The organism is Paenibacillus sp. FSL H8-0280 (genome assembly GCF_045040665.1).
In the GTDB taxonomy this organism is placed as follows: Bacteria; Bacillota; Bacilli; order Paenibacillales; family Paenibacillaceae; genus Paenibacillus; species Paenibacillus xylanexedens_A.
Genome location: NZ_CP150296.1, coordinates 6,314,664 through 6,327,008, shown reverse-complemented (window position 1 = coordinate 6,327,008; position 12,345 = coordinate 6,314,664). Strand labels below are relative to the sequence as shown.

Genomic DNA, 12,345 nt, shown 5'->3' with positions numbered 1-12,345 from the left:
GAAAAGACCTGTAGAAACAAAGTGTCCGCCTTTACTACCGGATTTCACCTTTGAAGAAGGTGATAGAAGAAATCTGGTAGTAACCAGCGGTCGAAAGGTTTTCTGGCCCCGAAGCGGCGCACGAACTAACACTCATCTCCAACATATATAGCACTCTCTGAAACCTCCGTGAAAATAATTAGAGTCGCGCGTGTATAAAAGAGTTGCACCCGGTAACACTTGTTACTGAGGTGATTAACATGAATGAACAAAACAAAAAAACAAACCAAGAAGAAACTCCTAAAACAACTCAAGGAGTACCGGCTAGTCAGCCCTCTTCATGGAAAAGAGCAATGTCCAAACGCTGGGTCTTCCCGGCAGCCTACATCGCAGCAGCAGGCATTATACTAACCTTAGTGTGGGTCTATCAGGGAACAGGCGACAAAGCTATGAACCCGGACTCTGCTAAAGAAGCAGTAGAAACAGGCGCATCGGTGGGTACAGAAGGAACAGCAGTAGGCGAAGAAGAAAGTGTGGAAGTTGTTGCAAAGTCGGAGAATTTTGTATGGCCGGTAGCGGTACCGTCCGAAATTTCGGTAGTAAAACCTTTCTATGATAGCGAAGCTTCAACCGAGGAACATGAAGCGGCAATGGTGCAGTACAATGATACATTCATCCCGAACACAGGTGTGGATCTGGCACGTGGGGATAACAAAACGTTTGAAGTCAAAGCAGCGCTTGCCGGTAAAGTTACCCGGGTTGAGCAAAATCCACTCACAGGTCAAGTTGTGGAAATCACACACAGCGATAACCTGAAGACGGTATACCAAAGCTTGGCAGACGTCAAAGTGAAACAGGACGACGAAGTGAAACAGGGAGATGCGATTGCATCCGCTGGCGTCAATGAATTGGGTAAAACGCTTGGCAACCACCTTCACTTTGAAGTGTACGAAGACGGACAGCCGGTTAACCCTCAAGGATATCTTCCGGAAAAATAAATGAATTTTACCGCAGCAACATGATGGGCAGAGGGTTAAACCTCTGCTCTTTTTGTGCTTTTCAGAAAATAATGGGACCTTCGAAGCTTGTCACACCTCTAAACCGCGAATATATAGGCATGCTCCTCATATAATGTACCAAACTATCCACACAGTAGGGAGGCGGGAGCGTGCACGATTACATCAAGGAACGGACCATCAAAATTGGTCGCTGCATTGTTGAGACGAGGAATACGGTCCGTACCATAGCCAAAGAATTCGGCGTGTCAAAGAGTACTGTGCATAAGGATCTGACGGAGCGTCTGCCGGAAATCAACCCTGATCTTGCTGACCAGGTGAAACACATTTTGGAGTATCACAAGTCCATCCGCCATTTGCGGGGCGGTGAAGCGACCAAAATTAAATACAAAAAAACGAGTGGTAAGAAACGTGAGGTGTTGGCTTCCGCCAAATCGTAAGCATCTTCACAAAGACGTAGGCCAAAAAGCTCACACATGCATTGAATCCCTCCCCTGAAGTATGATATGTTAAAAGCTGGTACAGGATCGAATTATGACATCTTATCAGCCCGATTTTTACATATATATGTTGCACTTTGTCGAACGAGCGGTGACGTGATAAGGGACTCTTTTTCACAGGATACGCTGACCAAATAATATCACTTTGGGGGCTCTTTTATGTTTAGCAAGGATATCGGTATTGATCTTGGCACGGCCAACGTGCTTATTCACGTGAAAGGAAGTGGGGTTGTCCTCGATGAACCTTCCGTCGTGACCATTGAAAGAGATACGAAGCGTGTCCTTGCTGTTGGGGAAGAAGCGCGTCGTATGGTGGGGCGTACTCCAGGTAACATTGTTGCCATTAGACCGCTGCGTGACGGCGTTATTGCTGACTTTGAGATTACAGAAGCGATGCTCAGACATTTCATTAATCGTGTGGGTGCAAGAAGCTGGTACAGCCACCCTCGGATTCTGATCTGTGCACCAACGAACATTACTTCCGTGGAGCAGAAGGCCATCCGTGAGGCGGCAGAACGCAGCGGTGCCAAAGAAGTGTTTCTGGAAGAAGAGCCGAAAGCGGCAGCGATCGGTGCGGGAATGGATATTTTTCAGCCGAGCGGCAATATGGTCGTGGATATCGGCGGCGGTACGACTGACGTTGCAGTCCTTTCTATGGGCGACGTGGTCACCGCCTCTTCTATTAAAGTCGCAGGGGACAAGTTCGACGAAGCCATTATCAAGTTTATCAAAGCCAAGTACAAGCTCATGATCGGAGAACGGACCGCTGAAGATCTCAAAATTGCGATTGGTTCCGTGCATCCGGATGGAGGCCAAACGGAGATGGATATTCGCGGACGCGATATGGTATCCGGTCTGCCAGTTACCGTAACGGTATCGGGAAAAGAAGTACAGGAAGCACTGTGGGATTCCGTGCAATCCATCATCGTGGCAGCCAAATCGGTATTGGAACGTACACCGCCTGAATTGTCAGCGGATATTATCGACCGTGGTGTTGTATTGACTGGTGGAGGGGCATTGCTGAACGGACTGGACGAGCTTTTGTCCAATGAATTGCATGTACCGGTATGGGTTGCGGAAGATCCAATGCACTGTGTCGTGAAGGGGACAGGCATAATGCTTAATAATTTGGATCAGGTGGTTAAGAAAAAGTTCTAATCTGCCGATATAAAAAGCAAAGGTTCGCCATGCTCGGCAAGCAGAACGGACAAGCAGCCAACCTGCGATGCAGGTCAAGCGCTTGAGGAGAGGGGTTAATTCATGTTAAGAGGTCTGTACACCGCTACTGCGGGAATGATTACGCAACAACGTCGCCATGACACAGCAACACAGAATATCGTAAATATGAACACCACGGGATATAAACAGGTGAACAGCGTAAGCCGTTCCTTCCCGGAAATGCTCATTACTTTGGTAGGCGGAGATGCAAATCTTCCAACAAAGCGGCTGGGCAAGCTGAACACGGGGGTGTTCGCGGAAGAGAGTTTGTCCATGAATTTGCAGGGGACCATTATGGAGACTGGGCAGAAAAATGATTTTTCCATTTCATCCAATATGACTGTCAATGATCCGCAGACTGGACAACCTGTCCCGTTTGACGCATCAGGCAAATTTGTACGGGCCGACGGCACGGTGACTTACCAGCCTCAGGCGTATTTTACAGTTCAGGATGCAGAAGGTAACACCGGATATACACGCGATGGTCACTTCGAGATCACAGGAACGGGACAATTGCTGAGTTCAACAGGTTCACAAGTGTTGGATAATAATGGACAACCTGTAGTGTTGACAGGTTCCGTAGAGCAATTTAAAGTGGATGAGCAAGGTCGTCTCGTGGATGCAGCAACAGGCGCACCAACAGGGGTTACTCTTGGCATTAGTGTCATTGACCAGCCGAATCAACTGGTTCGTCAAGGTAATGGCAATTTCAGTCTCAGCGATGCAAACGGGGCAACGTCACGGATGATGGCTGCAGGAGATAATGTGCAGATCCGTCAGGGATACCTGGAAGGCTCGAATGTGGATGCTTCACAGGCAACGGTTGATATGAACGCCGCATTCCGTGCGTATGAAGCAAACCAGAAGATCGTACAATTCTACGACCGCAGTCTGGATAAAGCCGTCAATGAAGTCGGACGTGTATAACGCCGACGTTTAAATATAACCGCGCAGCGGAGAGCCAAACGCCCTTTGCGCAGCAAAGCAGAGAGGCTCACGCGAAGCGCAAACCAAACGCATCCGAGCCTATGCGAGGAATGCGTGGCAGTACCTGAGCGAAGCGACGGTCTCGACAGCCCTTTGCGGAGCAAAGCAAGGAAGAGACCCCGCGGAGCGCAAGAGCCTAGACGCATCGGAGCATATGCGAGGAATGCGTGGCAATACCTGAGCGAAGCGAGGGTCTCGACAGTCCTTTGCGGAGCAAAGCAAGGAGAGACCACGCGGAGCTACACGCCGCATAAAGAGCGTGCCGTGCTATGATTCAGCCATGTGAAACTATGGCGGGAATCATAGCACGGCTGTCGCGGCGCACACACACCACCGCCACTTAGCAAGATCGTACCCCACTTACCTAATCCGCCTGTTTCGGGAGTCCAGAGGGCAGCGCCATCTGGGGCCCTCCCTACTAGGGAGGGTTTGGGAGGGTGGACAGGACACAAGGGAGGGTATACCACCAATGAATAATTCCATGATTAGTGCCAAGGTGTCCATGACTGCGATACAGCAGCGTCTGGATGTCATTTCCGATAATATTGCCAACGTGAACACGGCAGGCTATAAGAGCAAGCAAGCGGCATTCGAGGATGTGCTGACCCGGGTGCAACAACAACCGGACAAGTACAAACTGGATGGACGTTCCACACCGATGGGATATAACCTCGGTTTTGGTGCTCGTTTGGCAGATGTAACGAAGGATATGTCTCAAGGCCCCATGAACGAGACTGGTCTTCCGACTGATCTGGCCATCGAGGGAAATGCGATGTTTGCAGTTGAAGCGAATGGGGAGAAAATGTGGACACGTCAGGGTGCATTTCATTTTGTACCGGATACAAGACCTAAGCCTACTCCGAATTCACCTGATATGATGGTGATGGTCAATGGCGAAGGCTACTTTGCCCTGGATCGTCAAGGCAATCGTATTACGGCACCGAATAATAGCAAAGTTGCTTTTGATGAAAATGGCAACCTGTTAATCCGACGCGGTAATGCGGCAAACGCAACCATTGGAGCACAGCTGCAAGTGGTAGACATTGAACGCCCTGAGGGGCTGGTACAGTATGCGGATAACCTGTTTGGTCTGGATGCAGGATTGACCGAGGATGATGTATTTGGTGCTAATGCAGCTACCCGTCAAGCAGCTGCATTGATTCGTCCAGGATTTCTGGAGCAATCCAATGTGGATCTGACACAGGAGATGTCTTTGCTTATGCAAGGACAGCGGACATATCAGCTGGCGGCAAAGGCGCTAACTTCAAGTGATTCCATGTTGGGTCTTGCCAACAATATGAGAGCGTAAAAGGTGAATGTGATGACAGAAACACAGCAGCAGAACAGTAAGCCGGAGAAAAAGGAAGTCAAGAAGAAGAAGAGTGGATGGCGCATCGCAAGATGGTTCCTGGTTCCGGTCCTGCTTGTTCTTGCCCTCGCTGGCGGAATGGTAGCTGGATATGTGGTACTGGGCAAACAGGATATCGGTTCCGTATGGCAATGGAGTACATGGGAACATGTATACAATCTGGTGTTCGCTCCATAATGTAACGAGTTAAGCGAAAACTCCTGCGCAGGCAGGAGTTTTCTTTTTGACGTTGAAAACAGTATAATGATGGATGACGTTTGACGTCACAAAAGAGGCCTCCCCTGCGAAAGACATTCGTCATCGCGAAGAGAGACCCCTTATCTTAACCTTCACTACTGCAGTCATGAAGGATATAACTAGTGTTAACCGAAAATATGCTCTCCATACAAAATTTAAAATTAAAAACCTTTTATATGAGCTTCGCCTTTGTCATGTGGGGGTTGACCTTGCAGCACCGAAGTAAGTGGAGGGAACGGAATCGTTCAGAAGAAGCGAAGCGCTCGCCTTTGTCACCGAATTTTGACCTCTATGAGGTTGATCAAAAAAATTCGGAGACAACAGCGATCAGAGGGACGATCCGTAACCGTAACGACCACCGTAGCGCTAAGAGTCAATCCATGATGAAGAACGCTCATATAAACATCCCGAGAGGAGATTACACTGTGCTCGATATCAAACAGATTCAAGAAATCATCCCGCACCGCCCCCCGTTTCTGCTGGTGGACAAGATTCTAGAGATTGAGGATGGCAAACGTGCCGTTGGTTTGAAAAACGTAACTATTAACGAACCTTTCTTCATTGGTCATTTCCCAGAGTATCCGGTAATGCCGGGTGTACTGATTACAGAAGCGCTGGCGCAAGTTGGTGCAGTAGCCATTCTGAATTTGGAAGGCAACAAAGGAAAAATCGGCTTTTTGGCGGGACTGGACAACTTCCGATTCCGTGGACAAGTTGTGCCCGGAGATACGTTGATTCTGGAAGTGGAGATTACACGTCTGAAGGGTTCTATTGGTAAAGGTAAAGCAACTGCCCGAGTGAACGACAAAGTGGTCGCTGAAGGCGAGATCATGTTTGCACTGTCTGACCCAAGCTGATTACATACGTGAGCATTGACATCATACAGGAACGTAGACGGACCGAATGATGCAAGATGTTGAAGTAACTCAGCACACCTGAATTTATAAAGACGGAAGGGGTTTATCGGAATGGAACAGTTAAGCACAGCAGCAGCAGAGACGTTGCAGCAATGGTTGGAGGATGCTTCGATTGATGAAGCAACGAAACAGGAGCTTCGTGACTTGCAGGATCAGCCGAAAGAGCTGGAGGAACGTTTTTACAGAAACCTGGAGTTTGGTACAGGTGGATTGCGCGGAGTCATTGGTGCCGGAAGCAACCGGATGAACCGTTACACCGTAGGTCGGGCAACGCAAGGATTTGCGCGTTATTTGCTTGAGCAGCATGGTGACCAAGAAGGCAAACCTTCTGTTGTCATTGCTCATGATTCCCGTCATTTCTCACCTGAATTCACACTGGATGCTGCGCTTGTACTGGCTGGAAACGGCATTGTAGCCAAGCTGTTCCCATCCCTGCGTTCAACTCCTGAGTTGTCATTCGCGGTGCGTCATCAGAAGGCAACTGGCGGAATCGTTGTAACAGCGAGTCATAACCCACCGGAATACAACGGATATAAAGTTTACAATCATGAAGGCGGTCAATTGGTACCGGATGAAGCGGAAAAAGTCATTCAGTACATCCAGGAAGTGCCTTCCCTTGCTGACGTGAAGAAGCTGACGCAAGAAGAAGCAGAAGCTCAAGGACTCCTGATCTGGTTGGGTGAAGACCAAGATCAAGCGTTTGTGGATATCGTAGCAAGCCGCAGTCTGAGCCGTGAACTGATCCAATCCGGCATAGGCCGTGATTTCAAAATCGTTTATACACCGCTGCACGGAACAGGTAACATCCCTGTACGTCGCGTGCTGGAGCAGATCGGATTCGAGCAAGTGCACATTGTAGCTGAACAAGAACAGCCGGATGCTGAGTTCTCTACCGTGAAATCCCCTAACCCGGAAGAACGCGAAGCGTTTACCCTCGCAATGAAGTTGGGGGAATCCGTTGGTGCTGACATTCTGATCGGAACAGATCCGGATGCAGACCGTATGGGTGCTGTGGTGAAAGACAATGATGGCAAATATTTCGTCTTGTCCGGAAACCAGTCTGGTGCGATTATGGTACATTACCTGCTCAGTCGCCTGCAAGAGACAGGTACACTGCCAAGCAACGGTGCGGTTGTCAAAACAATCGTAACAAGTGAGATGGGTGCTGTCATTGCCGAACATTACGGGGCAGAAGTGATGAACACACTGACAGGCTTCAAATATATCGGTGAAAAAATGAACCAGTTCGAAGCAACAGGCAGTCATACATTCTTGTTCGGATATGAAGAGAGTTATGGCTACCTTTCCGGTAACTATGCCCGTGACAAGGATGCTGTCCTTGCCTCGATGCTGATTGCTGAAGCAGCTGCGTATTATAAGAGCCAAGGCAAGACGTTGTATGATGTCTTGCAAGAGCTGTACAACCAATTCGGATACTTCTTGGAGAAGCTGGAGTCCCGTACGCTGAAAGGCAAAGACGGCGTAGCTCAGATTCAAGCCAAAATGACGGACTGGCGTTCCAATCCGCCACAAGAAGTAGCGGGAATTGCTGTACAAGATGTACTGGACTACTCCCTTGGTCTGGACGGTCTTCCGAAGGCGGACGTACTGAAATTCATTTTGGCAGACGGTTCATGGTTCTGCTTGCGCCCTTCAGGAACAGAACCGAAGATCAAGGTATACTTCGCCGTGCGTGGAGAGAATTTTGAAGATGCGGAAAGCCGGATCGAGCGTCTGGTGACTACAGTGATGTCGCGTGTAGACGCACAATAATACGAATGCAACAATGAGCAAGAACATGAGAAGGCCTCTCCGCACCGTAAGGTTGGTTGGCGGAGGGGTTTTTCTTTGAAATAAAAGTGTAGATGGTTCTAGCATATAACAGGGCTTGTTGACACAAGCTGTTTGTAACCTATTGTATAAATGTTAAATGAACGAATTACTTGAGCTGAACGTGCATTTGGTTCCAACACTTGAGGAGGTACATGTAGTGCGTCAAAAATGGCTTTATTGGAATAACGCTTCTCGGAAGTGGTTGTGGCTCGTCGTTATTATTGGTCTGGTTGCGTCCATCCCTGTAATCAGTGATCGGGTGCAGACAGAATCTTCTGCCAAAAAGGTGGAACTTGTCTTCAACTATCGAGGTCTGCTGGATATCTCAGCGTATCAGGCACATCCGCAAGATTTCATGAATGAACAATTGACTCGTCTAAAAGACGCAGGCGTAACAACGATGGCTGTGTTCGAGAGTACATTGGACGAGCTGAGAAAGACACGTCGACTTATGGTATATAACGGCCAGGACCTCGCGAACCTGACCAAAGATGTGATCCCTTCTAATGCAAATTATACGTATGTGTTATTTACATCGGAGGAAAACGCACAGACGTATACCCCTATTATTGAACAAACGTTCGCTGATCGGCAGATTCCGGTAGTACCATGGGAATATGAAGGTCGTAGCGGCTTAATATTGCAGACTCCTCCGGAGAATGCCAACATGCAGCCTTTGCAGCCCGATCCGGTTGCCGTGAAGATGCTGCGTGATAAAGGGTTCTACATTTTGCCGCGGATCTCGGACAGTGTGCCATACAGCCAGGAATCGATGGAGCGCTTGCTTACCTTCTTCGAAGAGAATGGCGTAAAGCGCATCTTGTTTGATGGTGATGCTGTGAAAGGGTACAATGATAATGAAGAGATGAAAAGTCTAGACCAATTCGCACAGTTGCTGAACAAGCACAATATTGGTCTTGCAGCCATCGAGAACTTGAAGAAACCACAGTCTGGGTTCCAGACTCTTGCGTATAAAACGGATTACAACGTTACGCGTCTGTACTCGCTTAGTGATGGAGATGCCAATCTGGACGTAGACACGATTGCTGACCGTTTTGTTCTCGCAACCAAGGATCGCAACATTCGTATGCTCTATATGAATGCATCGCCAAGCCGGAATACAGCAAAGGCCATGATTACAGATCCAATTGAGAATCTGATCAACAGCCTGGGTGAGCCGGGTCATGCCGTAGAACGCATGGCGAAGCATGGATTCGAGCTAGGACAAGCTGAGGCATTTACAGTTAAGGATTCTTCGATTCAGCGTTATGCCAAGCTGGTTGCTCTTGTTGGTGCAATTGCCATGATTGCACTTATGGTTTCTTATTTTATCCCACTACTGACCTTGATCGCATTTGTAGTTGCTTTGGTGGGCAGTGCAGGATTGTTCCTGTTGAAACCAACGCTGCTGGAGCAAGGAATCGCCTTGCTTGTGGCAATCTCCGCGCCGACCATAGCGATGGTACTGGCCGTTCGCACAGTGAACTATCAGCAACAGCGTCAACCAGACGCATCCGCGGGTCGTCGTTTGAAACAAACGTTAGTTTTATATGTAAGAACGTCAATTCTGTCGTTCCTGGCGGTACCTTTTGTCATCGCGTTGCTTAACAGTATTACGTACAGTCTGGTGATTAACCAGTTCCGCGGCGTGAGTCTGTTGCACTTTGCACCTATGGCACTGGTAGCGATCTATATTGTGTTTTATCGTGGTTCGGGTTCGTTCTCTATTAAGAAAATTAAAGAAATGCTTCGTATGCCAATTAATGTGTTAATGGTTGTTTTGGCGCTTGTTGCTGCCGTTGTTGGGTACTATTACTTGAGCCGTACAGGCAACTCGGGTTCAGTAACACCATTCGAGATGTTCCTTCGTACCACGTTGGAAGATACGTTCGGTGTACGTCCGAGATTCAAAGAATTTATGCTGGGACACCCGCTGTTTATCGTTGGCGTGTTCGCCGCTTTAAAATATCGTAAAGTCATCTTTGTGCTCATTATTGCAGCGATTGGACAGTTGTCCATGGTGGATACGTTCGCGCATATCCATACGCCGGCTGTATTGTCACTCATTCGTGGAGTGATGGGATTGGGACTTGGCTTAATCTTCGGTATCATTGCTGTGGGTGTGTGGCAAGTAGCGGAAGGATGTTGGAAAAAATGGTCACCACTTCTCAAAAGTTAGTCATCTCGGGGTATTACGGATTCCGCAATAGCGGAGACGAAGCGGTGCTAAAGTCGATTTTGACAGCGCTGGAAGAAGAAAGCCAAAGATCGAACATAACGATTGAACCTATTGTTCTCTCGGGTGATCCCGAGTCGACAACCGCCATGTACGGTGTGCGCTCCGTGCATCGTATGAAATTGAAGGAAGTCCGTGAAGCACTCAAGGAGAGCGACGGGTTAATTAGTGGCGGAGGAAGTCTATTGCAGGATGCAACTGGACTGAAATCCATTCCTTATTATCTGGGTGTAATCAAGCTGGCCCAGTGGCTGAAAAAACCAACGTTTATCTATGCACAGGGGATTGGCCCTGTGAATCGTAAAATTTTTAATCCGATGATCAAATCGGTCTTCAAGGCCTGCACCTATGTATCCGTTCGGGATGAACAATCTGCAGACTACCTGCGTGGGCTCGGTTTACAGTGGAATCAGATTCATGTTGTACCCGACCCCGTAATGGGCTTGCCATTACCTGAAACAAAAGTTGAGAGGGGCGCAGGTGCTGTCTCAGCAGATGCTGCTACTCAAGCTAATCGAGTGGAGCCTTCAACTGGAGGACACACCAAGCTTCCTGTGATCGGCGTATCGGTACGCTTCTGGGAGTCAGACCGAAAGGAACTTACGGCTATTGCCGCCGGATTGAAAAAGCTATGCTCCAAAAGAGCGGTGCACTTGCGTTTTCTGCCATTTCATCTGCCGGTTGATGAACAGGCATCACGATTCCTTATGGAAATGCTCGGTGATGTGACCAGCAAAGGCAGTGAGATTAGCATCACAGAAGATCTGACCGATCCTCAGCTTATGCTGGAGGAAGTCAGCAAGTGTGATCTCGTCATCGGTATGCGTCTGCACAGTCTGATCTATGCAGCTTCGCAATATGTGCCTCCGGTGGGTATCTCGTATGATCCGAAAATCGATCAATTCCTGCTTCGTCTGGACAGTGAACCAGCAGGCAATACGGATACACTCGATGGCAACAAACTCGCTAAGACTGTCGTTGGACTGCTGGATCAACGTTCACAGTGGTTGAAGGAACATGAAGAAGGCATCACCGAACTGAAGCAGGAAGCCAGAGTGCCTGCACAGCAGATTATTAACTATTTAGGCCGCAAAGGATGAGATAAAGATGATTCAGACCGGATCAATACCTACCGTTTCGATCTACGGCATTCCTTTTTCCAAACTGACGATGAAAGAAACGGTAAAGGTTCTCCAGGAAGCTGTGTTATCCAAGCAGACACCACATCAGGTCATTACAGCCAATCCAATTATGGTTATGGCCGCATTGGAAAATCCCGCAATCATGGAAGTCATGCAAGCTGCGGAATTGATTGTTCCTGATGGAACAGGTGTCGTATGGGCTGCAAACTATTGTGGAGATCCTGTAGCTGAGCGAGTGCCGGGTTATGAGCTTTTACATGAATTGCTGCGTGTTGGAGAAAACTATCGATGGGGCGTATATCTGCTTGGTTCCACCCCTGAGGTGATTCAAGAAACGGCAGTTCGGTTACAACAGCAATATCCGGCGATTCGAATTGTGGGTTATCGCGACGGTTATTTTGGTCCGGCTGAGGATGAACAGGTCATCGCTTCTATTCGGGAAGCGGCACCTGATCTGTTGTTTGTAGCACGTGGGGCGGACACCCAAGAACCGTGGATTCACAAGCACAAAGATGCACTACGGGTTCCTGTAACCATGGGCGTTGGCGGCAGCTTTGATGTGATTTCGGGCAAAACCAAACGTGCGCCTATGCTGTTCCAAAAGTTAAGACTGGAGTGGTTCTATCGCTTGTTGCGTGAACCAAGCCGGGCTGGCCGTATGCTTGCGCTTCCGAAATTCGCTGTTAAGGTGATGCGTGACAAAGAAAACGTGACGAAAGTCCGTTAAAAACAGGTAATTGCGAGATAAATGCGTGTTTTTGCTAGAAATTGAGGATGGCTTTTCGGGTGTGATGAGCGTATAATTCATTCCGGATTACATGTGTGCCACTCCATGAAAACAGAAGCGTTACACTTGGCACTACGATTGCAAGGCAACCTGTCGATCGCCGTTATCCCCAGATTTCCTTTTA

General features: G+C 48.4%; 11 protein-coding genes. All 11 read left to right on the top strand.

The window, feature by feature from the left end; translation table 11 throughout:
- The first annotated feature begins 239 nt into the window (after positions 1-239).
- The 11 genes from MHI12_RS27585 (at position 240) to MHI12_RS27535 (ending at position 12,161) form a co-directional block, all read left to right on the top strand.
- Positions 240-977: a M23 family metallopeptidase gene (locus tag MHI12_RS27585; RefSeq protein WP_091036305.1), complete on the top strand. Its 738-nt coding sequence runs from the start codon at positions 240-242 to the stop codon at positions 975-977.
- A gap of 170 nt (positions 978-1,147) precedes the next feature.
- Positions 1,148-1,435 carry a sporulation transcriptional regulator SpoIIID gene (gene spoIIID, locus MHI12_RS27580; RefSeq protein WP_024632710.1) on the top strand — a complete coding sequence of 96 codons (288 nt, stop codon included), beginning with the start codon at positions 1,148-1,150 and terminating at the stop codon, positions 1,433-1,435.
- A gap of 219 nt (positions 1,436-1,654) precedes the next feature.
- On the top strand, positions 1,655-2,653 hold the full coding sequence (locus tag MHI12_RS27575) for a rod shape-determining protein (RefSeq protein ID WP_076209800.1): 999 nt from the start codon (positions 1,655-1,657) through the stop codon (positions 2,651-2,653).
- A gap of 102 nt (positions 2,654-2,755) precedes the next feature.
- On the top strand, positions 2,756-3,640 hold the full coding sequence (locus MHI12_RS27570; protein ID WP_105600129.1) for a flagellar hook-basal body protein: 885 nt from the start codon (positions 2,756-2,758) through the stop codon (positions 3,638-3,640).
- A 529-nt stretch (positions 3,641-4,169) separates the two neighbouring features.
- Complete coding sequence (locus MHI12_RS27565) at positions 4,170-5,009, top strand: flagellar hook-basal body protein (RefSeq protein ID WP_405170851.1); 840 nt, start codon at positions 4,170-4,172, stop codon at positions 5,007-5,009.
- A 12-nt stretch (positions 5,010-5,021) separates the two neighbouring features.
- On the top strand, positions 5,022-5,246 hold the full coding sequence (locus tag MHI12_RS27560; RefSeq protein WP_017691949.1) for a DNA-directed RNA polymerase subunit beta: 225 nt from the start codon (positions 5,022-5,024) through the stop codon (positions 5,244-5,246).
- Between the two features lie 485 nt (positions 5,247-5,731).
- Positions 5,732-6,163, top strand: a complete 432-nt coding sequence (fabZ, locus tag MHI12_RS27555; protein WP_036613058.1) for a 3-hydroxyacyl-ACP dehydratase FabZ — start codon at positions 5,732-5,734, stop codon at positions 6,161-6,163.
- A gap of 111 nt (positions 6,164-6,274) precedes the next feature.
- Entirely contained in the window at positions 6,275-7,996 is a 1,722-nt protein-coding gene (locus MHI12_RS27550) for a phospho-sugar mutase (RefSeq protein WP_405170850.1), read from the top strand.
- Between the two features lie 217 nt (positions 7,997-8,213).
- Positions 8,214-10,235: a DUF5693 family protein gene (locus MHI12_RS27545; RefSeq protein WP_405170849.1), complete on the top strand. Its 2,022-nt coding sequence runs from the start codon at positions 8,214-8,216 to the stop codon at positions 10,233-10,235.
- Positions 10,211-11,392 carry a polysaccharide pyruvyl transferase CsaB gene (gene csaB / locus MHI12_RS27540; protein WP_405170848.1) on the top strand — a complete coding sequence of 394 codons (1,182 nt, stop codon included), beginning with the start codon at positions 10,211-10,213 and terminating at the stop codon, positions 11,390-11,392. Before MHI12_RS27545 ends, csaB begins: the two co-directional genes overlap by 25 nt.
- 7 nt (positions 11,393-11,399) lie before the next feature.
- On the top strand, positions 11,400-12,161 hold the full coding sequence (locus MHI12_RS27535) for a WecB/TagA/CpsF family glycosyltransferase (RefSeq protein ID WP_405170847.1): 762 nt from the start codon (positions 11,400-11,402) through the stop codon (positions 12,159-12,161).
- The last annotated feature ends 184 nt before the right edge of the window (positions 12,162-12,345 follow it).